Annotated in this window: 25 protein-coding genes and 1 riboswitch; of the genes, 9 read left to right on the forward strand and 16 right to left on the reverse strand. The window is 66.1% G+C overall.

Annotated elements, in window-relative coordinates:
- Nucleotides 1-2: 2 nt before the first annotated feature.
- The gene (locus ACVOLJ_RS09510) at nt 3-956 is read left to right on the forward strand and encodes a DUF1028 domain-containing protein (RefSeq protein WP_481564019.1); all 954 of its coding nucleotides are present in this window, start codon (nt 3-5) and stop codon (nt 954-956) included.
- A 69-nt stretch (nt 957-1,025) separates the two neighbouring features.
- Here the strand turns inward: ACVOLJ_RS09510 and ACVOLJ_RS09515 are convergent, their stop codons facing one another.
- Nucleotides 1,026-2,900, reverse strand: coding sequence for an RpoH suppressor (locus ACVOLJ_RS09515; RefSeq protein WP_481564020.1), 1,875 nt, complete (start codon nt 2,898-2,900; stop codon nt 1,026-1,028).
- 114 nt (nt 2,901-3,014) lie between these two features.
- A riboswitch (cobalamin riboswitch) is annotated at nt 3,015-3,246 on the forward strand.
- A gap of 219 nt (nt 3,247-3,465) precedes the next feature.
- Between ACVOLJ_RS09515 and metE the strand changes: the two genes are divergently transcribed.
- The 4 genes from metE (at nt 3,466) to ACVOLJ_RS09535 (ending at nt 8,048) form a co-directional block, all read left to right on the forward strand.
- Nucleotides 3,466-5,763, forward strand: coding sequence for a 5-methyltetrahydropteroyltriglutamate--homocysteine S-methyltransferase (gene metE / locus ACVOLJ_RS09520; RefSeq protein ID WP_481564021.1), 2,298 nt, complete (start codon nt 3,466-3,468; stop codon nt 5,761-5,763).
- A 68-nt stretch (nt 5,764-5,831) separates the two neighbouring features.
- On the forward strand, nt 5,832-6,503 hold the full coding sequence (locus ACVOLJ_RS09525; protein WP_481564022.1) for an epoxyqueuosine reductase QueH: 672 nt from the start codon (nt 5,832-5,834) through the stop codon (nt 6,501-6,503).
- Between the two features lie 55 nt (nt 6,504-6,558).
- A complete protein-coding gene (pncA, locus tag ACVOLJ_RS09530; RefSeq protein WP_475280879.1) occupies nt 6,559-7,185 on the forward strand; it encodes a bifunctional nicotinamidase/pyrazinamidase in 627 nt (208 codons plus the stop codon).
- Between the two features lie 143 nt (nt 7,186-7,328).
- Entirely contained in the window at nt 7,329-8,048 is a 720-nt protein-coding gene (locus tag ACVOLJ_RS09535; RefSeq protein WP_481564023.1) for an NYN domain-containing protein, read from the forward strand.
- Here ACVOLJ_RS09535 and purU read toward each other — a convergent pair.
- Nucleotides 8,041-8,892, reverse strand: a complete 852-nt coding sequence (gene purU / locus ACVOLJ_RS09540) for a formyltetrahydrofolate deformylase (RefSeq protein ID WP_475280877.1) — start codon at nt 8,890-8,892, stop codon at nt 8,041-8,043. The genes ACVOLJ_RS09535 and purU overlap by 8 nt on opposite strands.
- Before the next feature lie 114 nt (nt 8,893-9,006).
- Between purU and ACVOLJ_RS09545 the strand changes: the two genes are divergently transcribed.
- A complete protein-coding gene (locus ACVOLJ_RS09545) occupies nt 9,007-9,918 on the forward strand; it encodes a LysR family transcriptional regulator (protein WP_481564024.1) in 912 nt (303 codons plus the stop codon).
- A gap of 3 nt (nt 9,919-9,921) precedes the next feature.
- On the opposite strand, the gene ACVOLJ_RS09550 is transcribed toward ACVOLJ_RS09545, so the two are convergent.
- From ACVOLJ_RS09550 to ACVOLJ_RS09560, 3 genes are all read right to left on the reverse strand, one after another.
- Nucleotides 9,922-11,025, reverse strand: coding sequence for an NADH:flavin oxidoreductase/NADH oxidase (locus ACVOLJ_RS09550; RefSeq protein WP_481564025.1), 1,104 nt, complete (start codon nt 11,023-11,025; stop codon nt 9,922-9,924).
- 122 nt (nt 11,026-11,147) lie between these two features.
- Nucleotides 11,148-11,954, reverse strand: a complete 807-nt coding sequence (locus ACVOLJ_RS09555) for an NAD-dependent protein deacetylase (RefSeq protein WP_475280874.1) — start codon at nt 11,952-11,954, stop codon at nt 11,148-11,150.
- Nucleotides 11,955-11,997: 43 nt separating this feature from the next.
- Complete coding sequence (locus tag ACVOLJ_RS09560) at nt 11,998-12,411, reverse strand: acyl-CoA thioesterase (RefSeq protein ID WP_475280873.1); 414 nt, start codon at nt 12,409-12,411, stop codon at nt 11,998-12,000.
- A 92-nt stretch (nt 12,412-12,503) separates the two neighbouring features.
- On the opposite strand from ACVOLJ_RS09560, the gene ACVOLJ_RS09565 reads away from it, so the two are divergent.
- Entirely contained in the window at nt 12,504-13,139 is a 636-nt protein-coding gene (locus ACVOLJ_RS09565; RefSeq protein ID WP_481564026.1) for a LysE family translocator, read from the forward strand.
- Nucleotides 13,140-13,167: 28 nt separating this feature from the next.
- On the opposite strand, the gene ACVOLJ_RS09570 is transcribed toward ACVOLJ_RS09565, so the two are convergent.
- From ACVOLJ_RS09570 to ACVOLJ_RS09605, 8 genes are all read right to left on the reverse strand, one after another.
- Nucleotides 13,168-13,536: an XVIPCD domain-containing protein gene (locus ACVOLJ_RS09570; RefSeq protein ID WP_481564039.1), complete on the reverse strand. Its 369-nt coding sequence runs from the start codon at nt 13,534-13,536 to the stop codon at nt 13,168-13,170.
- Between the two features lie 161 nt (nt 13,537-13,697).
- Nucleotides 13,698-14,309 (reverse strand): hypothetical protein, encoded by a 612-nt coding sequence (locus ACVOLJ_RS09575; RefSeq protein WP_481564027.1) that lies wholly within the window; start codon nt 14,307-14,309, stop codon nt 13,698-13,700.
- A gap of 27 nt (nt 14,310-14,336) precedes the next feature.
- On the reverse strand, nt 14,337-14,756 hold the full coding sequence (locus ACVOLJ_RS09580; protein ID WP_475280870.1) for a hypothetical protein: 420 nt from the start codon (nt 14,754-14,756) through the stop codon (nt 14,337-14,339).
- A gap of 446 nt (nt 14,757-15,202) precedes the next feature.
- Nucleotides 15,203-15,709, reverse strand: coding sequence for a hypothetical protein (locus tag ACVOLJ_RS09585; protein ID WP_481564028.1), 507 nt, complete (start codon nt 15,707-15,709; stop codon nt 15,203-15,205).
- Nucleotides 15,710-15,912: 203 nt separating this feature from the next.
- Nucleotides 15,913-16,932: a ribonucleotide-diphosphate reductase subunit beta gene (locus tag ACVOLJ_RS09590; protein WP_475280865.1), complete on the reverse strand. Its 1,020-nt coding sequence runs from the start codon at nt 16,930-16,932 to the stop codon at nt 15,913-15,915.
- 129 nt (nt 16,933-17,061) lie between these two features.
- Nucleotides 17,062-19,473 carry a ribonucleoside-diphosphate reductase subunit alpha gene (locus ACVOLJ_RS09595; RefSeq protein ID WP_475280864.1) on the reverse strand — a complete coding sequence of 804 codons (2,412 nt, stop codon included), beginning with the start codon at nt 19,471-19,473 and terminating at the stop codon, nt 17,062-17,064.
- 564 nt (nt 19,474-20,037) lie between these two features.
- On the reverse strand, nt 20,038-21,138 hold the full coding sequence (gene zapE / locus ACVOLJ_RS09600) for a cell division protein ZapE (protein ID WP_475280863.1): 1,101 nt from the start codon (nt 21,136-21,138) through the stop codon (nt 20,038-20,040).
- Nucleotides 21,135-21,806, reverse strand: coding sequence for an alpha/beta hydrolase (locus tag ACVOLJ_RS09605; RefSeq protein WP_475280862.1), 672 nt, complete (start codon nt 21,804-21,806; stop codon nt 21,135-21,137). The genes zapE and ACVOLJ_RS09605 overlap by 4 nt, the downstream gene beginning before the upstream one ends.
- Nucleotides 21,807-21,849: 43 nt before the next feature.
- Between ACVOLJ_RS09605 and ACVOLJ_RS09610 the strand changes: the two genes are divergently transcribed.
- Complete coding sequence (locus ACVOLJ_RS09610; RefSeq protein ID WP_475280861.1) at nt 21,850-22,707, forward strand: EamA/RhaT family transporter; 858 nt, start codon at nt 21,850-21,852, stop codon at nt 22,705-22,707.
- A gap of 52 nt (nt 22,708-22,759) precedes the next feature.
- Here the strand turns inward: ACVOLJ_RS09610 and ACVOLJ_RS09615 are convergent, their stop codons facing one another.
- The 3 genes from ACVOLJ_RS09615 to ACVOLJ_RS09625 form a co-directional block, all read right to left on the reverse strand.
- Nucleotides 22,760-24,199 (reverse strand): ExeM/NucH family extracellular endonuclease, encoded by a 1,440-nt coding sequence (locus ACVOLJ_RS09615; RefSeq protein WP_481564029.1) that lies wholly within the window; start codon nt 24,197-24,199, stop codon nt 22,760-22,762.
- A gap of 143 nt (nt 24,200-24,342) precedes the next feature.
- Nucleotides 24,343-24,861, reverse strand: coding sequence for a c-type cytochrome (locus tag ACVOLJ_RS09620; protein WP_475280859.1), 519 nt, complete (start codon nt 24,859-24,861; stop codon nt 24,343-24,345).
- A gap of 199 nt (nt 24,862-25,060) precedes the next feature.
- Complete coding sequence (locus ACVOLJ_RS09625; RefSeq protein ID WP_481564030.1) at nt 25,061-25,678, reverse strand: TetR/AcrR family transcriptional regulator; 618 nt, start codon at nt 25,676-25,678, stop codon at nt 25,061-25,063.
- A 157-nt stretch (nt 25,679-25,835) separates the two neighbouring features.
- On the opposite strand from ACVOLJ_RS09625, the gene ACVOLJ_RS09630 reads away from it, so the two are divergent.
- Nucleotides 25,836-26,999, forward strand: a complete 1,164-nt coding sequence (locus tag ACVOLJ_RS09630; protein ID WP_475280857.1) for an isovaleryl-CoA dehydrogenase — start codon at nt 25,836-25,838, stop codon at nt 26,997-26,999.

Raw genomic sequence — 26,999 nt, forward strand, 5'->3', positions numbered from 1 at the left:
CCATGTCCCTGCTGCGCCCCTGTCTGGCCCTGTTGCTTGCTGCCGTCGCGACGCCCGCGTGGGCGACCTTCTCCATCGCCGCGTGCAACGAGACCGGCGACTGCGGTGTTGCCGTGGCCACTCACAACCTGGCCGTGGGTGGCGTCGGTGTGCCGTGGGCGCAGGCGAAGGTGGGCGCGGTCGCCAGCCAGTTCGAGACCAACCCCACCTACGGCACGAAAGGCCTGGCGCTGCTGGCCAAGGGACGCACGCCTGCACAGGTGCTCAAGCAGCTGCTGGACGAAGACGGTGACTTTGATGGCACCACCATCGCCGAGCGCCAGGCAGGGGTGGTCAGCGCACGCGGCGGCAATGCGCAGTACACCGGAGCCTCCGCGCAGCAGGCGGGATGGGCCGGTGCACACGGTGAGGGTATGTCGAGCGTGCAGGGCAATGGCCTGGCTGGGCCGGAGGTGCTGGCCGCGATGCAGCGCACCTTCGCTGCCTCGCAGGGTGCATTGGCCGCCCGCCTGCTGGCTGCGCTGGAGGCAGGGCAGGCCGCAGGCGGTCAGCGTAGCGGGCAATGGTCGGCGGCGCTGCTGGTACGCACGCCCGGAGGCGACTGGCAGGACACCGACCTGCGCGTGGACGCCGATCCACATGCGGTGGCAAGGCTGCGCGAGCTGCACGACATGCGCCTGTCCAATGAGGCGATCATCCGCGCCGAACAGCGTTGGGAGAAGGGCGATGTGGCAGGCGCGCGCGCAGCGCTGGCGACTTCGTTGTCGCTGGCGCACGGCTGGGACCGCACCTGGGCGCGTGCCGCGCGCCTGGCGATGCGGCAGGGCGATACAGCGTTGGCGCGGGAGTATCTGGCGGGGTTGCGTGCACTCAATCCGGGCTGGGTGAAGCAGGAGCTGACGCTGCCTCTATATGCGCCACTGCGGGGTGATGCAGTGGTGGAGCCGTGGCGGTAGCCGGCGGTAGCCGGCGGTAGCCGGCGGTAGCGCCGGGCCATGCCCGGCGAGCGCGGCGCTGGCCGGCGATCAATAGATCGGCGTCACCTTCATCTGCGGCAGCGGCCGCGGCGCACCATCGGTCAGGTCGGGGCCAAGGTCATCCCAGCTGCGGCCCTGTTCCACCATCAGCCCCCACAACTGCTGCGAGGCCAATCGCTTGTCTTCCGAGCCCAGCTTGTAAGACGGCGGCGGTGGTTCACCGGTCGCCACCATCGAATAGGCCGCGCGATAGGCCAGCACCTGCTGTGCCGGATCATCGGTACGCGATACCTCCAGCGTGTAGCGCTGGTAGGCCGAGGCCAGGTTCCGCCAGCGTATCCAGTAGTGGTTCTCGAACGAGAACGAACAGAAGCGGGCACCGGCCAGGCTGCCCTTGTCAGCGATGCGGGTCAGCACTTCCTGCGGCATGTCCAGGTTCATGCCGCCCTCGTCGCCCTGCAGGCTGACGTGCACGATGCGGTCGCGGTAGCCGGGCGCGCGTGCCTGCAGCAGGTCACGCCAGTTCTGCATGGTCGCTACCACCGCGAACAGGAAGCGGCCCAGCTCGCCCGCCGCCAGCGGCGTGGCGATGGACTGGTAGTGGCGCTGCCAGCCATGGCGGTTCTCGGTGGGCAGGAACACCGCGCGCTCCAGCGCCTGGCGCCCGACCGCACCGTGGCTCACATCCTCGGCATGCTGCGGGTACACCAGGTTGATCGCAAAGGTCGGCCAGCGCGGCATCGCCGCATCGAACAGGTGGATCGGGAAGTTGCTGCTGATGCCACCGTCGGAGAACCAGCAGATGCGGAATGCCGTAATCACCGGTCCACACGATTGCCCCGCGCTGGTCAGCCCTTCCATGCTGTCTGCCACGTTGTGTTCCTGGTCCGGTGCGGCCGCAGACGGCTCGCAACGACGCTCACGCCGCGACGGTTCGTGCAACGGCACCGCGCTGATCAGCAACGGGAAGCTCAGGCTCATCCGGGTAGCCACCAGTACCGGCAACTGCGGTCCCTGCGGCAGATGGTAGTAGTTGCGGCCTTCCACCTCACGCGGCGGGCCGGCGTGGTCGACCAGCCACTGCACCACGCAGGGCGGGAACAGCTGCGCGAACTCCTCGCGCAGGAACCAGAACTGCGCGCCGCCCAGCGGCAGTGTGCGCGGTTCGTTGTGCGACACACAGCTGGTAATCATCTGCAGCGTGATCGCATGCGGACTGTCCGGCTCGCCGGCATAGCGCGGCGCGTCATGCAGGTCGGCGAACGTGAGCGGAGCGTCCAGCGACTTGCCGGCCAGCCGCTGCAGGCTGTCATGCAACCATTCGGTGAGCGCGGGCTTTTCCGGGTCGCCGCCCAGGCCGCTGCACAGGCCCAGCAGATTGCGGCGCGCCACCCGCGCTACCCGCAGCGCGGCACCGGCCACGCCGGCGCCGTAGGCGCACAGCAGCGACGGCAGCAGCGTTGCTGCGACCCCGCTCCAGCCACCGCCCCACCAGCCCAGCCCCAGCAGCAATGCCAGCGACACCAGCACCTCCAGCGGCGCGATCTCGAACACCGCAATGGCCAGGCACAGCAACTTGCGCGGCCAGCCGGCATTGCCGGTCAGCACCACCAGCAGTCGATAGGCCGCCCGTGCGCCACGTGCCGGCTGGAACAGCCGGTAGATGAAGCCACGCTGCGACAGCTGCGCCGATACCGCCGACAGCCCGCCATAACCGGCATCGCCGGCCAGCGCCTCGCCGGCCTGCTGGCGACGGTCGCCATAGGCCGCTGCCGCCGCCACCGCCGCGGCAATGGCACCGGCCGAGGTGCCGCCGATGCTTTTGAAGCGGTACTCGCGGGCCAGCGCGAGCACCGCATTGGGATACACGATGCCGCTGGTGATGCCGCCCTTCATGACCAGATCGCAGTACTTCGCCGCCACGAGCCACCTCCCGTCTGTCGATGTGCAGTATCGCAAGAGACGCTCTCACAGCCTGAGAAGCGAGCCACACCCCTGCACTGTGATACGGGCCCTTGACCGGACGGCCACAGCGGCCTACCTTGTGCACGCCGAAGGTATCCATCGCTTCATTCGCATGAAGGGATGGATTTAAACGGGAATCCGGTGAAGGCGCCTCGCGCGCCCATTCCGGAGCTGCCCCGCAGCGGTGAATGGAAACGAATCCTGCCAACAGCACTGGGCTCGCGCCTGGGAAGCGGCAGGTACTAGGTGGGCCAACCGGCCCGTGTCCATCAGCCCGAATACCGGCCCCGGCCGGGGGACACGACCGTCCCCCGATTCGACCTGGAATCTCCGCGGGGAGGTTGCCGGGGCCACTGTCGTCCTGCGCATGCGGGGTGTGTGGTCACGTGCGCCCTTTTCACGGCATCCGGTTCGCCCGCGGGGGCGAAGGTCGCTGGCAAGGCGCCCGTGGGCCGGCAACGGCACGCGTCGCCGGGCAGTTCCTTCGTTCCTCAATGCCGATATGCAATGAGGACACGCTGCAATGACCACTGTTACCAACCTGGGTTTCCCCCGCATCGGCGCCAAGCGCGAACTGAAGCGGGCGCTCGAACGCCACTGGGCCGGCCAAGACGATGCCGCCACCCTGCTGGCCACCGCCAGCGGGCTGCGTGCCCGGCACTGGCAGCTGCAGATCGAGGCCGGCGTCGATGTACCGCCGAGCAACGACTTCAGCCTCTACGACCAGGTACTCGACACCGCCTGGCTGTTCGATGCCATTCCGCAGCGCTACCGTGCGCTGGCCGAGCGCGATCCGCTGGCCGCCTACTTCGCCACCGCGCGCGGCCTGCAGCGCGATGGCGTTGACCTGCGCGCGCTGGAAATGACCAAGTGGTTCGACACCAACTACCACTATCTGGTCCCGGAACTGCAGGCCGGCCAGGTGTTCGCGCTGCGCGGCGACAAGCCGCTGGCCGAATTTGCCGAAGCCACAGCGCTGGGCATCCATACCCGCCCGGTACTGCTGGGGCCGGTCAGTTTCCTGCTGCTGTCCAAGACCACCGATGGCAGCAACGCGCTGGACCTGCTGGATGCCCTGCTGCCGGTGTATGCCGAGCTGCTGGGCAAGCTGTCCGATGCCGGCGCTGACTGGGTGCAGCTGGACGAACCGCTGCTGGTGCAGGACATCAGTACCGACGCGCGCACCGCCTATGACAACGCCTACGCGGTGCTGTCCGCTGGCAAGCGCCCGAAGCTGCTGGTGGCCACCTATTTCGGCGCACTGGATGACAACCTGGCGTTGGCGGCCAGCCTGCCGGTGGATGGCCTGCATGTGGACCTGGTACGCGCACCGGAACAGCTCGATGCACTGCTCAAGGCGTTGCCGGCCGACCGCGTGCTGTCGGCCGGCCTGGTCAATGGACGCAACATCTGGCGCACGCATCTGGACAACGCCCTGATCCTGGCCCGCTTTGCCCAGGTCAACCGGGGCGCCAACAAGCTGTGGCTGGCACCGTCGTGCTCGCTGCTGCACACCCCGGTGGACCTGTCGCTGGAAAAAAAGCTGGACGACGAGCTGAAGGGCTGGCTGGCGTTCTCCACGCAGAAGCTGCAGGAACTGCGCCTGCTGGCCGATGCACTGGATGGCAAGGCCGACGCCGAGGCCGGCCTTGCCAGCAACCGCACCGCGCTGGAGGGCCGCCGCCGTTCGCCGCGGGTGCACAACCCGGCCGTGGCCGCGCGCCTTGCCGCGCTGACCACTGCCGATTCCCAGCGCCACAGTGCGTACCCGCAGCGGCGCGCCGCGCAGCACGCCGCATTGCAGCTGCCGCTGCTGCCGACTACCACCATCGGCTCGTTCCCGCAGACACTGGACGTGCGCGAGGCGCGCGCGAAGCACAAGTCCGGCAAGCTCGGCCTGGCCGAGTACGAGGCGTTCCTCGAACAGCAGACCGCCCATGCGGTACGCGTGCAGGAAGAGCTGGGCCTGGACGTGCTGGTGCATGGCGAGTTCGAGCGCAACGACATGGTCGAGTACTTCGGCGAGCAGCTGGAGGGCTTCGCCTTCACCGGCAACGGCTGGGTGCAGAGCTATGGCTCGCGCTGCGTGAAGCCGCCGGTGATCTTCGGCGATGTCAGCCGCCCGCAACCGATGACAGTGCGCTGGTCCAGCTACGCACAATCGCTTACCAGCAAGCCGATGAAGGGCATGCTGACCGGGCCGGTGACCGTATTGCAGTGGTCGTTCGTGCGCGATGACCAGGAGCGCGACGTCACCTGCCGGCAGATCGCACTGGCGCTGCGCGATGAAGTGCATGATCTGGAAGCCGCTGGCATCGGCGTGATCCAGGTGGACGAACCGGCCATCCGCGAGGGTCTGCCGCTGCGACGGGCGCAGTGGCGCGCCTACCTGGACTGGGCGGTGGAATCGTTCCGCATCAGCACCAGCAGCGTGCGCGATGCCACCCAGATCCACACCCATATGTGCTATTCCGAGTTCAACGACATCATCCACTCGGTGGCGGCCATGGACGCCGATGTGATCTCGATCGAAACCTCGCGATCGCGCATGGAGCTGCTGGATGCCTTCGTGAAGTTCAACTACCCCAACGAGATTGGACCGGGCGTGTATGACATCCATTCGCCGCGCGTACCGGACAAGGCCGAGATGGTCGACCTGCTGCGCAAGGCACTGGCCGTGCTGAAGCCGGAACAGCTGTGGGTGAACCCGGACTGCGGCCTGAAGACCCGTGGCTGGCCGGAAACCAGGGCCGCGCTGCAGGCGTTGGTGGCAGCGGCGGTTGAGCTGCGCGCCGAACACGAAGACGCACGCGTCGCCTGATTTCACTTCCCCTGCAACCCGATGCATGGGCCGCCGCCGTTGCCGGCGGTCCGTGCGGTAGCCAAACGATGACCGAACTTCAACGCCCTTCCCTGTCGCTTCCCGAGAACGGCAAGCGCCTGCTGCTGCATTCCTGCTGTGCGCCCTGCTCGGGCGAAGTGATGGAGGCGATCACCGCCTCCGGGATCGACTACGCGATCTTCTTCTACAACCCCAACATCCATCCGGTGAAGGAATACGAACTGCGCAAGCAGGAAAACATCCGCTTCGCCGAACAGCACGATATTCCCTTCATCGACTGCGACTACGACACCGACAACTGGTTCAGCCGTGCGCGCGGCATGGAAAACGAGCCCGAGCGCGGCATCCGCTGCACGATGTGCTTTGACATGCGTTTCGAGCGCACCGCGCTGTATGCGCACGAACATGGCTACGACACCATCAGCTCCTCGCTGGGCATTTCGCGCTGGAAGAACATGGCGCAGATCAATGACTGCGGGGTACGCGCAGCATCGCACTACGAGGGGCTGCAGTACTGGGACTACAACTGGCGCAAGGGCGGTGGTGCCAGCCGCATGGTCGAGATCAGCAAGCGCGAGCAGTTCTATCAGCAGGAGTACTGCGGCTGCGTGTATTCGCTGCGCGATGCCAACCGTCACCGCCGCGAGAACGGCCGCCCACGCATCCAGATCGGCCTGCTGTATTACGGCCAGGACAACGATCCGCCCAGCAGCGATTGACGTCCGCGCAGGGGGCCGCCACGCTGGTCGCCCCCTCCGTTGTGTTGGACCTGCCATGACCCCTCTGCCCGCCGATGTCGCCCTGCTGGTGATCGACCTGCAGCCGGATTTCATGCCCGGTGGCGCGCTGGCCTGCGAACAGGGCGACGCGCTGGTGGAGCCGATCGCCGCCCTGCTGGCGCAACGCCGTTACCGCACGGTGGTGGCCACCCAGGACTGGCATCCGGCCGACCATGCGTCGTTCGCCAGCCAGCATCCCGGCCACCTGCCGTTTGAAGCGATCCTGCTGCACGCACAGCCACAGACCCTGTGGCCGGACCACTGCGTACAGGGCAGCGACGGTGCCATGCTGCACCCGGGCGTGGACTGGACCGTGGCCGACCTGATCCTGCGCAAGGGCACCCGCCAGCAGGTGGATTCGTACAGCGCGTTCCGCGAAAACCATGGCCCCGATGGCACCCGTCCGGCGACCGGCCTGGCCGGTTGGCTGCACGAACGCGGCATCCGTGAAGTACATGTCTGCGGCCTGGCGCGCGACTACTGCGTGCTGTGGAGCGCACAGGACGCGGTGAAATCCGGCTTCCGGGTGACGTTCCTGTGGGAACTGACCCGCCCGGTGACCGAAGCCAACGACGGAATGGTGCGCGAGGCACTGGCGAAGGCGAAGATCGCGATTCTGTAGTCGGCGTGTCGCCTCTGCCGCTTGTGTGCCTGATTCGCACCCTGCAGAATCGAAGCCATCCAGCCCTCCAAGTACACCCCCCAACAGATCGCGGGACGGCCGAACCGAGGGCTTTTCATTGGATGAAGCCAGGAGGGCAAGGCATGCCAACGGCAGTTCTCATTGATGGCGGCTACTTCATCAAGCGCTTTCGCCGCATCGAGCCCCACAACGCCCACAACGCTCAACGCGCCGCAGAAGTTGCCCACCGATGGGCCATCGCGCATCTCAAGCATTCAAATGGCGAGCGACGGGACCTCTACCGCATTTTCTTCTACGACTGCCCGCCGCTGCGCAAAAAAATGCACAACCCGATTTCCGGCCTGTGCATCGACTATTCGCGATCCGACGAAGCACTGTTCAGATCCAGCCTTCACGAGGCACTGAAGCAGAAGCGCAAGGTGGCCCTGCGTCTTGGCCACCTCACCGATTTCAGCTCGTGGACGACCGGATCCCGAACCTTCGACGACCTGCTCAAGGGCAAGCGAACGTTCGGCGATCTTCAAGCCGATGAGCTGCAACCGAATGTGCGACAGAAAGGCGTAGATATGCGCATCGGCATCGACATTTCATCACTTGCGCTCAAGCGCCAGGTGCGTCAGATCATTCTGATGGCTGGCGATGCTGACTTCGTGCCGGCCGCGAAGCTCGCCCGGCGTGAAGGGGTGGATTTTGTGCTGGATCCGATGTGGTCATCCATTCCCAAAGGGCTTATGGAACATATTGATGGCGTGCGCTCGACCTGCCCCAGGCCATCGGATCAGCAGCATGCGCGTGCTGGGCAAATGCCCTGTTCCATTTCCGGCACCGCCCGCGTTACCTGAACACCACCGTGCGGTGACCGTTGAGCAGTATCCGGTGCTCCACATGCCGGCGCACCGCCCGCGCCAGCACCTGCGATTCGGTATCGCTGCCCAACCGCACCAGTTCGCGCGGGCCCATCGCGTGGTCCACGCGGGCCACGTCCTGCTCGATGATGGGGCCTTCGTCCAGGTCTTCGGTAACGTAGTGCGCGGTGGCACCGATGATCTTGACCCCGCGCGCGTGCGCCTGGTGGTACGGCTGCGCGCCCTTGAAGCTGGGCAGGAAGCTGTGGTGGATGTTGATCGCCCTGCCCGCCAGCGCGCGGCACAGCGTGGGCGACAGGATCTGCATGTAACGCGCCAGCACCACCAGATCGATGCGTTCGCGCTCGACCAGATCGATGATCTGCTGCTCCTGCAGCGCGCGCGTTTCCGCGTTCACCGGCAGGTGGTGGAACGGCACCTGGTAGGACGTCGCCAGCGGCGCGAAGTCAGCGTGGTTGGACGCTACGGCGGCGATATCGACCTTCAGCTGGCCGCTGTGGGCGCGGAACAGCAGGTCGTTCAGGCAGTGCCCCTGCTTGCTGACCAGCACCAGCAGGCGCGGCCGGCGGCGACCATCGTGCAGCTGCCAGTCCATGCCGAAGTCGGCAGCCAGTGCGGCCATGGCGGTATGCACCGTGTCCAGCGGCAGGCCGGCATCGCGGTCGAAGTGCACGCGCAGGAAGAACCGACCGCTTTCCTCATCACCGAACTGCTGGGCATCGAGAATGTTGCAGCCGTGGTCGAACAGCAGGCCGGACACCCGGTAGACGATGCCGGTGCGGTCGGGGCAGGACAGGGTGAGGATGGAATCAGGGCGCATCGGCTGAGTGTAGGGCAGCCCCCTGGCCGCGTGGACGATGGTCACCGATGCAACCGAACCGGTTGGGACAGACCCAAGCCATACTTGGCCTCCTGCATGGCAAGCTGGGTGGTCATGAACCTGTTGCAGCTCATCCGCAGCTTCACCCGCACCGCAGAAACCGGCAGCATTGCCGCTGCGGCCCGCAATCTGGGCATCAGTGCCACCGCCGTCGGCCAGAACATCAACCGGCTGGAAGCGCATCTGGGCGTACGTCTGCTGAACCGAAGCACGCGCCAGCTGGCGCTGAGCGAGGCCGGCGCGCTGTACCTGGCGCAGGTACGCCACATTGAAGCCGACCTGACACGCGCGCAGGCCATGGTCACCGCCGGCGATATCGAACCGGCCGGGCCGCTGCGTATCGCCAGCAGCAGCGCATTCGGCCGCCACGTCCTGGCACCGTTGCTGCCGTCGCTGCAGCAGCGCTACCCGCAACTGCAGCTGGAACTGCGCCTGACCGACCGCGCGGTGCAGCACGGCCCGGAAACGGTGGATGCCAGCATCCGCATCGGCGCGCAGCTGGAAGATGGGCTGGTGGCACGCCCACTGGCACGCATTCCCTTCGTGTTCTGTGCATCGCCCGGATATCTGAAGGCGCGTGGCACGCCGCAGGAACCTGCCGAACTGGCCCAGCATCTGGGCCTGCTGCACCGCTTCCCCACCGATGGACGACCGCTGCGCTGGGGCCTGCTGAAGGAGGGCCAGCGCGTGGATGCCGCGCTGCCGCCGAGCATGGTCTGCGATGACATCGACGCCCTGGCCGAACTGGCCGCGGCCGGTGCCGGCATTACCCGGTTGGCCGCGTTCGTAGCCGAGCCCTACCTGCGCGACGGGCGCCTGCAGGCGGTGTTCGGGCCGGCAAGCCACTGGCAACCGGTGCCGATGGACGTCTACTTCTGCGTCAGCGACCGCCGCGACTTCACCGCCAAGATCCGCGCGCTGTTCGAGCACCTGCAGGCCGGTATCGCCCCGGCCTGGCAGGTGTAGCCCTCAGCGGGCGCTGAACACACCGCGCGCATCGCGCGGTTCGCAGCGCAGGTACTGCGGCGACGGCACCACGCTGTCGCCCAGCGCGGCAGCGGCATGCCACGGCCAGCGCGGGTCGTACAGGATGCCGCGGGCCAGCGCGATCGCGTCGGCCTGGTTGTGGCGCAGGATCGATTCGGCCTGCTCCGGCTCGGTGATCATGCCCACCGCGATCACCGGCATGCGCACTTTCTTGGCCTTGATGGCAGCAGCGAACGGCACCTGGTAACCGGGGCCGACGCTGATCTTCTGACGCTCATGCAGGCCACCGCTGGAGACATGCAGGAAGTTGCAGCCGCGCGCATCCAGCACCTGCGCCAGCGCCTCGCTCTGCACGATGTCCCAACCACCGTCCACCCAATCACTGGCGGAGATGCGCACACCCACCGCGACTTTGTCCGACACCGCCGCACGCACCGCGTCGAACACTTCCACCAGCAGGCGCAGGCGGTTCGGCAGCGAGCCGCCGTAGCCATCGCTGCGACGGTTGCTCAGCGGCGACAGGAACTGGTGCAGCAGATAACCGTGCGCGGCGTGGATCTCGATCAGCTCCAGGCCCAGGCGCTCGGCGCGCACCGCGCTGGCGGCGAAGGCGGCAACGATTCCGGCGATAGCTTCCTCGTCCAGCGCCTGCGGTGCCGGGTCGGTCGCATGGAACGGCAACGGCGACGGCGCGACCGTGGCCCAGCCACGTGCATCGTCGGCCGGCAACTGGCCGCCGCCATCCCACGGACGGTTGACCGAGGCCTTGCGGCCGGCATGACCCAGCTGCACGCCGATCGGCATCGACGACCAGCGGCGCACGCTGGCCAGCACCTGCGCCAATGCGGCTTCGGTGGTGTCGTCCCACAGGCCCAGATCGGCCCAGCTGATGCGGCCGCGCGGCTCGACGGCAGTGGCTTCCAGGATCAGCAGTCCGGCGCCGGACTGCGCCAGGTTGCCCAGGTGCATGGCATGCCAGTCGCTGGCGCAGCCGTCTTCGGCGGAGTACTGGCACATCGGCGCGATGACGATGCGGTTGGACAGGTTCAGGGGGCCGAAGGACATCGGCGAAAACAGCTGGCTCACGGCAGGGGGAGGTGTACCAAAGGGGGTACGTATTGCACCGCTGTGCGGCCGACATAGCAACCGCGTGGATGGATCGCTGTTTCGTGCGACCGCGCTGCGCGCTCGCCGGGCATGGCCCGGCGCTACCGGCCCACGACCCCGGCCAGCGCCTCGGCGCAGTCGCGCTCATCCTTGAACTGCAGCAGGTCATCGGCGCGGGTGCGGCCGCGGTTCAGCGCCGCCACCGGCAGGCCCGCCCTGGCAGCAGCCTGCACGAAGCGGAAACCGGAATAGACCATCAGCGAAGATCCCACCACCAGCACGGCATCCGCGCGCTGCAGGTGCTCGTGCACCGCCGCAACGCGCTCGCGCGGCACGTTTTCGCCGAAGAACACCACATCCGGCTTCAGCAGGCCACCGCACTGCGGGCAGTCCGGCACCGTGAACGCGGAAAAGTCGGTTTCCAGGTCGGCATCGCCGTCGGGCGCGATGCCGGCCTGCAGCGTTTCCCAGCCGGGGTTGGCCTCCAGCAACCGCTGCTGGAAGGCTTCGCGCCCGCCGCGCGCCTCGCAGCCCATGCAGCGCACCCGGTCCAGCCGCCCATGCAGATCGATCACGTTGTGGCTGCCCGCGCGCTGGTGCAGACCGTCCACGTTCTGGGTCAGCAGCACCTGCAGCTTGCCGCGGCCTTCCAGCGCGGCCAGCGCCTGGTGGGTGCCATTGGGCCGGGCATGGCCGAAGCGCGGCCAGCCCAGCAGGCTGCGTGCCCAGTAGCGCTGGCGGGTGGCCGCCTCACCCATGAAGGCCTGGTAGGTCACCGGCGGCGTGCGTTTCCACTGGCCGTCGCTGTCACGGTAGTCGGGGATGCCCGAGGCGGTACTGCAACCGGCGCCGGTCAGCACGAACAGGCGCTGGGCGCGGTCGATGAAGTCGGTCAGCGGCAGTGTCATGGGTGCCAGATGGGGGCGCGTGGATGCCCCCACAAGCAGCAGGTCAGGCGGCCGGGGCCGCATCGGGCAGGCGCGGCACCGCGGTCGGCTGGCCATCCTCGCCCAGCGCGATCATCACGAAGTGGCCGCGGGTGCACAGCTTGCGCTCGCCGCTGTGCAGGTCCTCGGCGATCAGCTCGACCTCGACCTTCATCGAACTGCGGCCCACCTCGACGATGCGGCCGATGGTTTCCACCATCTGGCCGATGCGGATCGGCAATTTGAAGTCGACCTGGTCGCTGCGCGCGGTCACCACGGTGCGGCGCGAGTAACGGGCCGCCGCCAGGAACGCGGCCTTGTCCATCCACGCCAGTGCCTGGCCACCGAACAACGTGCCCATGTGGTTGGTGTGGTTGGGGAAGACGATTTCGGCCATGCGCACTTCGATGGGCGGCACGGTCTCTGGGATCGGGGTCATGACGATGCTTCGGGGGTGGGGTGGCGATGATTTTACGGCAGGGCGGTGAAGGCACAGCGCTACAATCGCTCAGCCCTCCAGGACCATTCGCCATGCCCGCCACTTCCGATCTGCTGGCCTTCGCCCTGGTGTCGCTGGCCATGGTGCTCACGCCCGGGCCGAACATGATCTACGTGATCTCGCGCTCGATCTGCCAGGGGCCGGTGGCCGGGCTGATCTCGCTGGGTGGGGTGGCGCTGGGCTTTGTGTTCTACATGCTGTGCGCGGCGCTGGGCATCACCGCCCTGCTGATGACCGTGCCATTTGCCTACGACGCACTGCGCATCGGTGGCGCCCTGTATCTGCTGTACCTGGCCTGGCAGGCACTGAAACCCGGCGGCCGCTCGCCGTTCGCGGTGCGCGAGCTGCCGGTGGACGGCCCGCGCAAGCTGTTCGCGATGGGCTTTTTGACCAACGTTCTGAACCCCAAGGTGGCGGTGATGTACCTGTCGCTGCTGCCGCAGTTCCTGCACCCGGACAGCGAAGGCAGCGTGCTGCTGCAGTCGGTGGTGCTGGGGTCCACCCAGATCGCGGTGAGTGTGACCGTGAACGGCATCATCGCGTTGATGGCCGGCAGCATCGCCGGCTTCCTTGCCACGCGGCCGACCTGGCAGATGGTGCAGCGCTGGTTGATGGGCACGGTGCTGGCCGGGCTGGCGGTGCGCATGGCGGTGGATGGCCGGCGGTGATGACTCTTCCGATGCTGCAGCGATACTCCTATCTCAAGATCGATGGGCCGTCCTGCGTATGGACAAGCTGTGCGGGCTGTTGTTCAAGGCTCGCTGCTTGCGATTGACTCAATGCATCAGCACGATGAAGCGACTCCGCTTCAGGCGCACGAAGCGCATCCATCGTATTCATGTGTCCTCGGCGATGGGCTGGATCATCCATTGCTCCCTCCACTATGAAGACCCTCTCACCCCGAGCCAGGCTTTCTGTCGGGTTGTTCAACACAACATGGTCAACCCGCGAAAGCCCCTGCTCCTTCGCCAGTACCAGCAGGCTTGCGGTCATCCGCTGGCTCGACTCGTCCCACGGCTTCCCATGCTCGGCGTCCAGGCGTTCCACACCAGCCCTTAGCTGCATATAAAGAGAAAGGTCTGCATCACAAAGTGCAGCTGTTGAAGAAGGCACTCGATGTAGCGACGGTGAGTCGTCGGCGGGAGTGCCAACTCTGTCCGCAACTGCGGTGCGCTCGGCGTCAAGTTCTGGCTCTGGCCTGCGCCGTCGCTGCCGCTGCGAGGGCGCTATGTGCTGGTCATAGTGTGCGCCGTAGTAAAGCTCGTAGTTCGCATGAGGGCCAACAGACGGAGCCTCTGTCTTGAACACCCAGCGATCTGATCCAGTGCTTGGCTACGGTTGATCCTTCCGGCCTGGAGTTCCGCCGCAATGGCTCCATATTGTTGTGGCCGGTTACCTGTGCCGGAAACGCCAATATCCGGACCGCCAGCGGCGACAATTTCGCGCTGGACCTGGACATTGCTGAGAGTCGCAGCTGCTTCTCCTCGCAACTTGCTGTTTACATAGGATTGCTTAGTCGTCGGATCTGATGGTTCGGTGAAGAGATGGTGCCCAACTTCGTGAGAAAGAGAACGTGCGATTCTGGAGCCTTGCCCGATTGCGTTCCCGTCAATGACGATCTTCTCACGGGGAGCAATATAGGTTCCCATACCGGCTTGCCCCCAGACAATATCCAGATCGTCGCGTTGGGCCTGCGCGAGACCCGCTCGCAGTGTTGGGGATTTCGCCAGAAGCGGCGCCAACGAGGGGTCGGCCAATGGCGAGGCCGGACGACGTGCTGCTCCTGGGCGCCCTCCCTCCTGCGACTGTGGCAATCCAATTTCTTCAGTACGCTCCATGCTGCGGCTCCTTCGCAATGACAGGGGTCACTGACTGATCACTACCCGGGTCAGTGTGACGTTGTCCAAGGCGAGCCCGAGCACGACCTCAACACCGTTCACCCGGGCGGTCCAGTAAGGGCGGGAGTCAGGCGCATCGGGGTGAGGTGGCTCTATGGTGGAGTCCTCCCAGATGATTTCCTCGAGCGCGATGCTGGGTGGCACGACATCAAACGCCAGCTTCGCATGCGCAGGATCGTCGAGAGCACTTCTGAGAGTGATGTTCCGGATCTCAAGGTCGCCCAGCATTCCGCGTTCTGCGATCCGCTCGCTCCTCAAACGCTGTCGAGTCGGCTCTCCCAGATGCGTGTGAAGTTGTTCATTCAATGCGTCGACATCATCAAAACGCACGCTAGTCAAACGCTCGATATCGTTCTTGAATCGCTCCATACCAATTTCACGCTCCATACCAGTTTCACTCCCTGATTTGACGGGCTGTCTTTGATTCAAATGATGCGAGGGGGTTGGGCGTGCACCGCTCGAACACGCTGACAGTAGCAACGCTGCAATAGTGATTGTGAGGCAGCGATACCCTGCTACCCAGGGGCGGCGCCGAAGTCCACCTTTTGATGAAGAAGCGCATTTCTCGACCGATGCATTCATGAAAGTACCTCTCGCGGGAGTCCCACTTTCGCGAATCTAGCACGACGTCGGAGTCGAACCGGTCACTGGCCGTGGGCACTCAATCGCCGATGTTGCAGGTCGGCTCGGTATACCGAAGCCGTCTGCCGGGTTGGCGGTGCGCATGGCGGTGAATGGCCGGCGGTAACGCCGGGCCGCGCCCGGCGCACTGCCTGCCGCACTACGAGAACCTCCCGCGCTGCGCGCTCGCCGGGCGTGGCCCGGCGCTACCTTCAGTGCACGGTCGGTCCGGCAACCAGCCGCTCCATCGATTCCGCGCAACGGCGGCCATTGATGGCCAGGCACTGCATGGCGTGCGTGGCATCGACCAGTTGCTTGCCCTGCAGCGCAGACGCGCTGCCATTGGCCTGGGCAAGATGGTGATCGCACAGCATCAACGCAGTGCCTTCGATGCCCTGCATCAGGCGGCGCAGGCGCAGCAGCAGGTGGTTGAGTTCGTGCGCGTTCGTCGGATCGGGGCTCATGGTGGTTCCTCCATTACGGATCAGGCCACCGTTGAGGGTGGCGGACGATGCGTGGCTGCAATCCCGGAAAAACCACTGAAAAACCGGTGGGCGTTCGCCCTCCAACGCATCGCCGCCATAGGCGTGCGACGGTCCACCAATCGCCACCGGACAATGCTGGCGACGCTTGGCGAGCCTAACAGTGATTCTTCTGCGGGATTGCAGTCCCGGCGGCTGGTGCGCCAGCAGCACGCCATGATGTGCAGCGGAATCCACGTGATTCCAGAGGCTTACGCGACAGGCGTGCGGAATGCGGGCAGGGCCGACGCGTTGGGTCGTGATCGACCGTTGATGTGGATTGCGTCATTGCGGGCGCGTCAGCCGAGCATGGGCTCCGCTCTACAGCGAGTCCACGTGCGGCAACAAAAAACCCCGGCGTTGGCCGGGGTTTTCCGTTGCGACAGACCTGACCGCTTCGATCAGAAGTTCATGTCGAAGGCGACTTCGCCCTGCACGCCGACCTGGTAGGCCGAAGCGCGGCGTTCGAAGAAGTTGGTCAGTTCCTGCACGTCCTGCAGTTCCATGAAGCTCAGCGGGTTGCGCACGTTGTACTTGCGCTCCATGCCCAGGCGATGGAAATGGTTGTCGGCGCAGTGCTGCAGGTACTGGCGCATGTCACGGGTGGAGATGCCCGCCACGCCACCGGACAGCACGTCCTCGGCGAACTGCACTTCGCACTCGATGGCCTCGGCCAGCATGTCATAGACATCCTGCTTCATCTTGTCGTCGAACAGGTCCGGCTCTTCCTCGCGGATCACGTCCACGCACTCGAAGGCGAAGTCCATGTGCGCGCTTTCGTCGCGGAACACCCAGTTGGTGCCCGAGGCCAGGCCATTGAGCAGGCCGCGCGAACGGAAGTAGTACACGTAGGCGAACGCGGCGAAGAAGAACAGGCCTTCGATGCACGCGGCAAAGCAGATCTGGTTGAGCAGGAACTGGCGACGCTCTTCACGGGTCTCGATGCGCTTCAGATCCTGGATCGAGTCGATCCACTTGAAGCAGAAATCGGCCTTCTTCTTGATCGAGTCGATGTTCTCCACCGCGGCGAAGGCTTTGACGCGCTCGTCCGGGTCCGGCAGGTAGTTGTCGAGCAGGGTCAGGTAGAACTGCACGTGCAGCGCTTCTTCGTACAGCTGGCGCGACAGGTACATGCGCGCTTCGGGCGCGTTCAAGTGCTGGTACAGGTTCAGCACCAGGTTGTTGGACACGATCGAATCGCCGGTGGCGAAGAACGCGACCAGGCGGTGAATCAGGTGGCGCTCGCCCGGCGACATCTTGCTGTGCAGGTCGCTGATGTCGATCTGGAAGTTGATCTCTTCCACCGTCCAAGTGTTCTTGATCGCGTTCCGGTACATGTCATAGAACTGCGGGTAGCGCATCGGGCGCAGGGTCAGTTCAAAACCGGGATCGAGCAGCATCTGCTTGGGCTTGTCAGCCATGGGTGTTTCCTTGTCTTCTCGGGTCAAAACGCCGGGCGTGGCCCGGCGCTACCTTGGTGTTTCCGTAGTGGAGCAGCAGTGCCGACCAACGGTCGGCACCCACCGCGCGTTGATCCACCGCGCGGTGTATTACTGGCAGGCTTCGCAGGCTTCCGGGTTTTCCAGCGAGCAGGCAATCGCCTCTTCCGGGCTGAACACCTTCTCCGGGCCGGCGCTTGCGGTGTGGCTGACCGTGGTCTTGGCGATCTTGGTGGCCGGGCGCGAACGCAGGTAGTAGGTGGTCTTGATGCCCTGCTTCCAGGCGTACATGTACATGGAGGACATCGCGCCGATGTTCGGGCTTTCCATGAACAGGTTGAGCGAGGCCGACTGGTCGATGAAGGCGCCACGCTCGGCGGCCATGTCGATCAGCGAGCGCATCGGCAGTTCCCATGCGGTGCGGTAGACGTGGCGCAGCGTTTCCGGAATCTGCGCAATGCCCTGGATCGAGCCTTCGGCCAGCTTGATCGCGTCGCGCATCTCCGGGGTCCAGTGGCCCAGCTTCTTCAGCTCGTTCACCAGGTAGCGGTTGACCTGCAGGAAGTCACCGGACAGGGTTTCGCGCTTGAACAGGTTGGACACCTGCGGCTCCACGCACTCGTAGCAGCCGGCAATCGAGGCGATGGTCGCGGTCGGGGCGATGGCGATCATCAGCGAGTTGCGCAGGCCGTGTTCCTTGATGCGCTCACGCAGGGCGTCCCAACGCTCGGCATCTTCGGGCACCACGTTCCAGGCATCGAACTGCAGCTCGCCGCTGGCCGCACGGGTGTCGGCGAAGGACGGATGCTTGCCGCGTTCCTGGGCCAGTTCCACCGAGGTTTCCAGCGCGTGGAAGTAGATGGTCTCGGCGATCTTCTTCGACAGCGCGCGGGCTTCGGCGCTGTCGAACGGCAGGCGCTTGCGGAAGAACACGTCCTGCAGACCCATGCAGCCCAGGCCGACCGGACGCCAGCGCAGGTTGCCGCGGCGTGCCGATTCGATCGGGTAGAAGTTCAGGTCGATCACGCGGTCGAGCTGGCGCACGGCCAGGCGCACGGTGTCGGCCAGCTTGTCGAAATCGAACTCGCCGTTGCCGTCGAAGTGGTTGCCCAGGTTGATCGAACCCAGGTTGCACACCGCGGTCTCTTCAGCCGAGGTGATTTCCAGGATTTCGGTGCACAGGTTGGACAGGTGGATCACGTTGCCGGCGCGCAGGGTCTGGTTGCTGGCGCGGTTGCACTTGTCCTTGAAGGTCATCCAGCCGTTGCCGGTCTCGGCCAGGGTACGCATCATCCGCGAGTACAGCTTGCGCGCGGAGATGGTGCGGTTGGCCTTGCCCTGTGCTTCGGCCTGCAGGTAGGCGGCCTCGAAGGCTTCGCCGAACAGGTCGGTGAACTCGGGCACCACGCGCGGATCGAACAGCGACCATTCCTGGTCGGCCTCGACGCGCTTCATGAACAGGTCCGGGATCCAGTTGGCCAGGTTCAGGTTGTGCGCACGGCGCGATTCGTCGCCGGTGTTGTCACGCAGTTCGAGGAAATCCTCGATGTCGGCGTGCCAGGTTTCCAGGTACACGCAGGCCGCGCCCTTGCGCTTGCCACCCTGGTTGACCGCGGCCACCGACGAATCCATGGTCTTCAGCCACGGCACGATGCCGTTGGAATGGCCGTTGGTCGACTTGATCAGCGAGCCACGCGAACGCACGCGGGTGTAGCTGACGCCGATGCCGCCGGAGAACTTCGACAGCTGGGCGATATCGCCGTACTTGGAATAGATCGACTCCAGCGAATCCTGCGGCGAATCCAGCAGGAAGCACGAGGACAGCTGCTCGTGGGTGGTGCCGGAGTTGAACAGGGTCGGGCTGGACGGCAGGTAGTCCAGGTTGCCCATGCGCTTGTACAGCGCCAGGGTTTCCGGAACGTCCTCGCTGAGCGCGCTGGCGATGCGCAGGAAGAACTGCTGCGGGGTCTCGATCACCTTGCGGGTGTGCGGATGGCGCAGCAGGTAACGGTCGTACAGGGTGCGCAGGCCGAAGTAATCGAAGTTCAGGTCCAGCGACATGTCGATCGCATCGTTGAGCTTGCGCGCATTGGTCTGCACGAAGTTCAGCAGGCGGTCGTTGATCAGGCCCACTTCGTGGCCACGGCTGACCGACTGCGAGAACGCGTAGATTTCCTGGCCCGACACTTCCTTGGCGATGTAGTTGGCCAGCAGGCGGGCGGCCAGGCGGCCGTACTCGGGCTCTTCACCGATCAGCAGGGCGGCGGTGCGGATGGACAGTTCGTCCAGCTCGCGGGTGGTGGCGCCGTTGTACAGGCCGGAAATGGTGCGGGTGGCCACGCGCATCGGATCGACCGCGTGCAGGCCTTCGGAGGAACGCTGCACCGCGCGCACGATCTTGTTCAGATCCACCAGCTCGGTCGTGCCATTGCGCTTGGTCACACTCATCGCGTTGGCCGTCGGCGGCGACGTCAACAGGAACTCGCTTTCCTTTTCGATGGTGGCGCTGGATTCGGTGGTCACGGCGTGAGTCCTCTTGGCGTGATGGATGGTGGCTCGGTGCATCGGATGACGCGGCCCGGGACATGACAGCCCAGGGTGGCAGACCGGTGTCGCAGGAATTGAGACCCTGCGCCTGTGGCTGCTGCTGGCTGTGCTGACCGGTGCCGCTGCGGGCATGGAGGGCGTATCACCGGAAGCTCCGGCGATCCATTCCATGGACCCGGCGGCTTGGGGTCCCCACAACCGACAGCCACAAGATAGTGGGGGTCAGAGGGTCCGTCAACGCCAAATGTAGTGAAATTGGGTAATCCCTTGCGCCGCAAGGATCGGGCCATCAGCGCCCGGTTTGGACGCTTTGGACCTGCTGGAACCGGCTGCGCAGTCAAGCCCGGAACGCATCGCGGCGGTGGCAATCAGCGCCCCACCAGCGGAACGATGACAGCTTCACATGACAGTGATGAAGCTGGCTAGGGACAACCCTGTGGATAGATGGTGGGCAAGCGGTGGGCTGCCGGTGGACGGGGTGGCCTGCGGCCGATCCGGTCCGTCTGCGACAGCCGCACACCGGGCACGGCGGTCGGCGCCTCACGCCCGGTGCGGGGTACCCAGGTACTCGGCGCTCTGCATTTCGATCAGGCGCGAGGCAGTGCGTTCGAACGCACCCTGCAGGCGCTGGCCGCTGTACAGCTCCACCGGCGAGGTGCTGGCGGTGCAGACCAGGTTGACGTGGCGGTCGTACAGCTCGTCGATCAGGTTGACGAAGCGGCGTGCGGCATCCTCGTTCAGGCGGTCGAAGGCGGGAATGCCGCCCAGCAGCACGGTATTGAACTCGTGCGCGATCTCGATGTAATCCGACGGGCCACGCGGGCCTTCGCACAGCGCGGCAAAATCGAACCAGGCAATGCTCTTGCCGCGCGCGCGCACCGGGATCTTGCGGCTTTCGATTTCGATGTTGCCGGCCTTGGCCGCCTGGCCGCCGCTCAGCTCGTTCCAGCGCGTGGCCAGCCAGGCATCACTGTCGTCTGCCAGCGGCGCGCGGTACACCGGCGAACGGGTCAGCGCGCGCATGCGGTAATCCTCGGTGCCTTCGGCGTACAGCTCCACGCAGTAGCGCTGCAGCAGGCCGATGGCCGGCATGAAGCTCTCACGCTGCAGGCCGTTGAGATACAGGTTTTCCACTGCGGTGTTGGAGGTGGTGACCAGGGTCACGCCCTCGGCGAACATCCGCTCCAGCAGGCGCGCCAGCAACATGGCATCGCCGATGTCGGTGACGAAGAATTCGTCCAGCACCAGCACGCGCAGGTTGCTGCGCCACTCCTGGGCGATCTTCGCCAGCGGATCGCTCTGGCCCTGGTGTTCGCGCAGGCGCTCATGGACGCTGCGCATGAAGCGGTGGAAATGGGTGCGGTACTTCTGCTTGATCGGCAGCCCGTCGTAGAACAGGTCGACCAGGAAGGTCTTGCCACGGCCAACGCCGCCCCAGAAGTACAGGCCCTTCACCGGTTCGGGCTTCTTCCAGAACGAGGACAGGCGGTCCAGCCAGCCGTCTTCGGCGCTGTCCACCAGGCCCAGATGGATCCGGTCCAGTTCGGCCAGGGCCGCATGCTGGGCCGGGTCGTTCTGCCAGTCGCCGCGTTCCACCCCGGCCGCGTAGCGCTGGGTCGGGGTCAGTTCCACCTCGCTCATGCCGCCGCGCCCAGCCAGTGCTTGACGCCGTGGGTGAGCGCGCCGCGCAGGTCGATCAGCTTGCGATGGAAGAAGTGGCTGGTATCGGGCATGCGCACCAGTTCGTGCGGCGCATCGAGCGTATCCAGCCACTGGTAGACGGCCTGCGGATCGACGATCTCGTCCTGCTCGCCCTGGATCACCAGCCAGCGCGCCGGCGGGGTGATGCCTTCGAAGTCCCAACGGCCCGCTGGCGGCGCGATCGAGATCAGCGCTTCCGGCTGCAGGTCCGCGGCGGCTTTCAACGATACGAACGAGCCGAAGCTGAAACCGGCCAGCCACAGGCGGTCATCCGGGCGCTGCGCGCGCACCCAGGCGGTGACCGCCTTCAGGTCGTCCTGCTCGCCCAGGCCGTGGTCGAACTCACCGGCCGAGCCGCCGACACTGCGGAAGTTGAAGCGCACCGTGGCAATGCCCAGTTCGCGCAGGGTGGTGGCGGTCATGGTGACCACCTTGTTGTGCAGGGTGCCGCCTTCGGTGGACAGCGGATGGCAGATGATCGCCACGATCGGCTGCGCCGGCACATCGGCCTTGGGCAGGTCGACGACCACTTCCAGCGGACCAACCGGGCCATCCAGCACCAGGCATGCAGTTTCGCCAGCGGCGACAGGGAACGAGGGCTTGTGCATGGCACCATGATAGCGTCCCCCGCCCCTGCCCTGTGCCCGCCCCATGCTCTACCTGTCCTTGGCCGTGATCTGCAGCGTGCTGGTTTCGGTGTTGTTGAAACTGGCCGGCCGCCGCCAGCTGGATGTCGCGCAGATGGTCACCTGGAACTACCTGGTAGCAGCGACGATGACCGCCGTGGTGCTGCAGCCGCCGTTGGATGCGCTGCGCGCGCCGCATGCCCCGTGGGTCCCGCTGCTGGCGCTGGCCGTGGTGCTGCCGTCCATTTTCCTGGTGCTGGGCCGCGCGGTGGCGGTGGCCGGCATCGTGCGCAGCGATGTGGCGCAGCGGCTGTCGCTGCTGCTGTCACTGGCGGCCGCGTTCCTGTTCTTCGGCCAGAGCGCCAGCACCTGGAAGCTGGTCGGGCTGGGCCTGGGCCTGCTGGCGATGGTGGCCATCAGCCTGCGCCCGCGCGGGCCGGCGCTTACCGCCGCGAGCGGCGGCTGGGGCTGGCTGCTGGGCGTATGGGGCGGTTTTGCGGTCGTGGACATTCTGTTGAAGCAGGTCGCGCTGTCAGGCACGCCATCCATGGCGGCAGTACTGGCCAGTTTCAGCGTGGCCTTCGTGTTGATGCTGGCGCTACAGCTGTGGCGGCACTTCAGCGGCCGCAGCCGGCTGGCCTGGCGCAACCTGGGCGCCGGCGCGCTGCTGGGCCTGCTCAACGGCGGCAACATCCTGTTCTACGTGCATGCCCACCAGGCAATGCCGGACAGCCCGGCCACGGTGTTTGCAGGCATGAACATCGGCGTGGTGGTGCTGGGCGCGCTGGTAGGCGTGTTGGCCTTTGGCGAACCGACCACGAAGTGGAACCGCGCAGGCCTGGCACTGGCAGTGCTGGCGATCGGGTTGATTGCCTGGGGGTGAGGTGTCGCCGGGCATGGCCCGGCGCTACCTTCCAACCCGGGCCCGGCAAACGTTACTTGTCGAAGCCCAGCAGCAGCGGGTCGTGGTCGGAACTGCGCCACGGGCCCTGCACGTTGCGGCCCTGGTAGCCGCTGGCGTCCTGCTCGTCGGCATTGCTGTGCCATTCGGCGGCACCGCGCAGGCGCTGGGCCATGCCGGGGCTCAGCAGCGCGTGGTCGAGGCGACCGGTGTAGCCGTTGTAGACGTAGCTGTAGGGTCGTTCGACCTTGGCCGCCTTGAACGCGTCCTGCCAGCCCAGGTCATGCAGCGTGCGGATCGGGTCTTCCATCGCGTAGGCGTTGAAATCGCCCAGCAGCACCACGTCCTTCACCTTCAGGCGGCCAGCTTCGGCCTGCACCCACTGGTTCAACTGCTTTGCCGATTCCACCCGGGTGGCATTCCAGCAGCCCTGGCCATCGTTGCGGTCGGCATCGGCGCCGCTGGCATCACGGCAGCCCTTGGACTTGAAATGGTTGGCGACCACCATGAACGGTGCGCCCTTGCCCTGGAAGGCCTGCGCCAGCGGTGCGCGGCTGTGTTCGGCGAACGGACCGTCGAGCCGGGTCAACGGCTTGCCCAGCGGCTTGAACGCGCTCCTGCGATAGATGATGCCAACCCGGATCGGGTTGCTGCCCGGCCCCTCGCCGGCATCGACGAAGGCCCACTGCTTGTCGGCGGCAAGACCGGCGTTGAGGGCGCTGACCAGTTCGGCGATGGCCGACTGCGGGCCATAGCCATCGTTTTCCAGTTCCATCAGCGCGGCGATGTCGGCACCGAGCGCGTTGACGGTGGCCACCAGCTTGCCGACCTGCGCCTTGTGCTCTTCCAGCGTGCGCGCGCCGCGCAGGGTCGGGAAGCCACCGCCCTGGCCATCGCCGTTGAAGTAGTTTTCCAGGTTGAACGCGGCGATATGCAGGCTGCCGGGCACCTGGGGTACCGCCGGGCGCTGCGGCTCGGGAAGGGTCAGCGTGCCATCCACCTGCAGGCTCGGCCGGCCCTGTGCATCCACCCGCACGGTGCCTTCCACGTTGCGCAGCTGCATGCCGGTACGCAGCGGCGGGTTGCCCGGCAGGTAGGCCACGCTGGCCGGGTCGCGGGCATCGCTGCCGTCGTCCAGCAGCAGGCGGCGGCGCTGGTTGTCGGCCATCACCTGTTCGATACCGGCGCTGCCGGGCACGGCCACTTCGGTGGGTTGCCAGAGGCGGCCATCGAAGGCCACGGTCAGCTGGCCGAAGCGTTCCAGGCCGTCGGTGCCGACCAGGGTGAGCGGCGCGGCGATGCGCACGCGCTGGCCCTGCAACGCACGCCAGTCGGTCGGGGCGGTGGTCAGGACCACGGCGGTGCTGCTGCGCGCTGCCGGGCTCGAGGTCGGCGCGACCTGCGGCTGGGCCTGGGCAAAGGCAGCGGTCGGCAGCAGCAGGGACAAGGCAAGGGCGAGGGAACAGCGGCGCATCGACGGGCGACTCCACGGAAGAGGCGCACAGACTAACCCTGAAATGCGAAACCCCGCCTGCGCAGCGGGGTTTCGGCCTTGGTAGGCAAAGGTCATGACCTTCGTGCGATGCGTGGTTGCCGGCCAGCGGCCGGCACTACCGGTTACTTCAGGTTGCCCAGCATCCAGTCCACGGTGGCGTGGATCTGTTCCTCGGTCAGCGCCGGGTTGCCGCCCTTGGGCGGCATGATGCCGCCATCGGGGCCGGTGTAGCCTTCGATGGCGTGCTTGTAGAGCGTGTCCTTGCCCTGTGCCAGGCGCTTGTCCCAGTGCGAGTGGTCCAGCGTCGGTGCCATGCCCACGCCGGTGGTGTGGCAGGCCGTGCACAGGTTGTCGAAGATCACCTTGCCATCCTTGGTGCCGCCATAGGCCACCTGCGAAGCGGCCTTGGCCAGTGCGGCCGCCGCAGCTGCCGCCTGTGCGGCGGCGCCGGTGCTGCCGGCATAGACCGCGCCGGTGGGCGAAATACGCTGCTCGGTGCGCTTGGCCGCCGTGGGCGACACTTCGGGCGGAATCCGGGTGTGGATGTAGGCGGCAAGCAGGATCAGGCCGAGGGTGATGGCCATCAACAGCGCGATCACCATGGAGAAGCGTTTCAGGAACTCCAGATCGTAATTCCGCACTCTTCGTTACCCCTGGCTGGTAGTCGATGGACCACGGCTGAGCGACTGCGTGATGGGCCGAGTATAGAACGCACTTCGCGTGCGACAACAGGCGTCAATGCTGGTGCGACGCAACATGCGGCCTCGGCCGCATGAGGTAGCGCCGGGCCGTGCCCGGCGAGCGCGCAGCGCGGCAGAAGCCGCCGGGCATGGCCCCGCGCTACCGATTTGGAGGTGCACCGATCGCGCGCAGGCAGAAGCTGCAGATCGCATCCACCAATGCCCCCTCGTCGCGGTGGGCTTCGCGGCTGGGTGCGGTCGGTCCCACCATCGCTTCGGTGAAGGCACCGACCAGGCAGGCGGCGGTGGCGTGGGCATCCTGCGCGGGCAGCTCGCCGGCAGCCACGCCCTCTTCCACCAGCCGCAGGAACACGTCACCAAAGGCGCGCCGCCCGCGCATGCGCTCGGCCTCCACGTCCGGGTCCACCGGTTCCACGATGAAGGCATGGGCCAGCCCGGGCCCGGCCAGGGCGCGGCGGACGAAGGCGGTGATGGCCAGGCGCAGGCGCTCGCTGGCCACCTGCGGCCCGCTGGCGATGCGCTCCATGATCTCCACCTCATGCGCCACCGCAGCGTTGAGCACCTCCACGAACAACTCCGCCTTGGACGGGAAATGCCGGTAGATCAACCCGGTGGACACCCCTGCCTGGGTCGCCACGGCCGTCACCGGGGCGTTTCGCCAGCCGCCGGTGGCGACCAGCTCGCGGGTGGCCAGCAGGATCCGTTCACGGGCCCCAGCCAGGCGTTCTTCCATCAATGCAGAGCGTTTATAGGCCATGTTCTGAGTCTAGTTTCAATTTTTGAATTTGTATTCACTTCTTACCCGAACCCCGCTACGCTGGGGTCCAATCGCCCGTGCGGGCCGCTGCTGTGAACAGCGCCTGCCCCCCTCCCGGGTGCGTCCATTCCCCACCTTCCCTCGTGGAGCCACCGCAATGCACGTGCCATCCCTGAACTTCGATCTCGGCGAAGATATCGACCTGCTGCGCCAGAGCGTGGCCCATTTTGCCGCTGCCGAGATCGCGCCGCTCGCGGCCGAAGCCGACGCAACCAACCAGTTCCCGTTGGCACTATGGCCCAAGCTGGGCGAACAGGGCCTGCTGGGCCTGACCGTGGAAGAAGAATACGGCGGCACCGGCATGGGCTACCTGGCCCACGTGGTGGCGATGGAAGAAGTGTCGCGGGCCTCGGGCGGCATCGGTCTTTCCTATGGCGCGCATTCGAACCTGTGCGTGAACCAGCTGCGCAAGAACGGCAACGAGCAGCAGAAGCAGCGCTTCCTGCCCGGCCTGTGCAGCGGCGCCCTGGTTGGCGCACTGGCGATGAGCGAACCGGGCGCCGGCTCGGACGTGGTGTCGATGAAGCTGCGCGCGGACAAGCGCGGTGACCGCTACGTGCTCAACGGCAACAAGATGTGGATCACCAACGGCCCGGACGCCGACGTACTGGTGGTCTACGCCAAGACCGACATGGACGCCGGTGCCAAGGGCATCACCGCGTTCCTGGTCGAGAAGGGCATGAAGGGCTTCTCCACCGCGCAGAAGCTGGACAAGCTGGGCATGCGTTCCTCGCCCACCTGCGAGCTGGTGTTCCAGGACTGCGAGATTCCCGAAGAGAATGTGCTCGGTGCGGTCGGCGGTGGCGTGCGCGTGCTGATGTCCGGCCTGGACTACGAGCGCGTGGTGCTGTCCGGTGGTCCGCTGGGGCTGATGGCCGCAGCGATGGACGTGGTGATGCCGTATGTGCACGAGCGCCACCAGTTCGGTGAGCCGATCGGCAGCTTCCAGCTGATCCAGGCCAAGATCGCCGACATGTACGTGGGCCTCGGTGCCTGCCGCGCGTATGTCTATGCCGTGGCGCGCGCCTGCGACCAGGGCCGCACCACCCGCCAGGACGCGGCCGGTGCGATTCTCTACGCCGCCGAGAAGGCCACCTGGCTGACCGGCCAGGCGATCCAGATCCTCGGCGGCAACGGCTACATCAATGAATACCCGACCGGCCGCTTGTGGCGCGACGCCAAGCTGTATGAGATCGGCGCCGGCACCTCGGAGATCCGCCGCATGCTGATCGGCCGCGAACTGTTCCAGCGCACCCTGTAA

The sequence above is a fragment of the Stenotrophomonas sp. STEN046 genome, from assembly GCF_056759755.1.

Bases quoted from the DNA above. Each gene is read 5' to 3' on its own strand.
- ACVOLJ_RS09625 (WP_481564030.1), bottom strand. From the start codon at position 25,678: ATGGCCTATAAACGCTCTGCATTGATGGAAGAACGCCTGGCTGGGGCC.
- ACVOLJ_RS09555 (WP_475280874.1), bottom strand. From the start codon at position 11,954: ATGACACTGCCGCTGACCGACTTCATCGACCGCGCCCAGCGCCTGTTC.
- ACVOLJ_RS09510 (WP_481564019.1), top strand. From the start codon at position 3: ATGTCCCTGCTGCGCCCCTGTCTGGCCCTGTTGCTTGCTGCCGTCGCG.
- ACVOLJ_RS09535 (WP_481564023.1), top strand. From the start codon at position 7,329: ATGCCAACGGCAGTTCTCATTGATGGCGGCTACTTCATCAAGCGCTTT.
- ACVOLJ_RS09570 (WP_481564039.1), bottom strand. From the start codon at position 13,536: ATGCAGCTAAGGGCTGGTGTGGAACGCCTGGACGCCGAGCATGGGAAG.
- ACVOLJ_RS09575 (WP_481564027.1), bottom strand. From the start codon at position 14,309: ATGGAGCGTACTGAAGAAATTGGATTGCCACAGTCGCAGGAGGGAGGG.
- pncA (WP_475280879.1), top strand. From the start codon at position 6,559: ATGACCCCTCTGCCCGCCGATGTCGCCCTGCTGGTGATCGACCTGCAG.
- ACVOLJ_RS09605 (WP_475280862.1), bottom strand. From the start codon at position 21,806: ATGCACAAGCCCTCGTTCCCTGTCGCCGCTGGCGAAACTGCATGCCTG.
- ACVOLJ_RS09615 (WP_481564029.1), bottom strand. From the start codon at position 24,199: ATGCGCCGCTGTTCCCTCGCCCTTGCCTTGTCCCTGCTGCTGCCGACC.
- ACVOLJ_RS09545 (WP_481564024.1), top strand. From the start codon at position 9,007: ATGAACCTGTTGCAGCTCATCCGCAGCTTCACCCGCACCGCAGAAACC.
- metE (WP_481564021.1), top strand. From the start codon at position 3,466: ATGACCACTGTTACCAACCTGGGTTTCCCCCGCATCGGCGCCAAGCGC.
- ACVOLJ_RS09560 (WP_475280873.1), bottom strand. From the start codon at position 12,411: ATGACCCCGATCCCAGAGACCGTGCCGCCCATCGAAGTGCGCATGGCC.
- purU (WP_475280877.1), bottom strand. From the start codon at position 8,892: ATGCGCCCTGATTCCATCCTCACCCTGTCCTGCCCCGACCGCACCGGC.
- ACVOLJ_RS09525 (WP_481564022.1), top strand. From the start codon at position 5,832: ATGACCGAACTTCAACGCCCTTCCCTGTCGCTTCCCGAGAACGGCAAG.
- ACVOLJ_RS09630 (WP_475280857.1), top strand. From the start codon at position 25,836: ATGCACGTGCCATCCCTGAACTTCGATCTCGGCGAAGATATCGACCTG.
- ACVOLJ_RS09610 (WP_475280861.1), top strand. From the start codon at position 21,850: ATGCTCTACCTGTCCTTGGCCGTGATCTGCAGCGTGCTGGTTTCGGTG.
- ACVOLJ_RS09590 (WP_475280865.1), bottom strand. From the start codon at position 16,932: ATGGCTGACAAGCCCAAGCAGATGCTGCTCGATCCCGGTTTTGAACTG.
- ACVOLJ_RS09580 (WP_475280870.1), bottom strand. From the start codon at position 14,756: ATGGAGCGTGAAATTGGTATGGAGCGATTCAAGAACGATATCGAGCGT.
- zapE (WP_475280863.1), bottom strand. From the start codon at position 21,138: ATGAGCGAGGTGGAACTGACCCCGACCCAGCGCTACGCGGCCGGGGTG.
- ACVOLJ_RS09565 (WP_481564026.1), top strand. From the start codon at position 12,504: ATGCCCGCCACTTCCGATCTGCTGGCCTTCGCCCTGGTGTCGCTGGCC.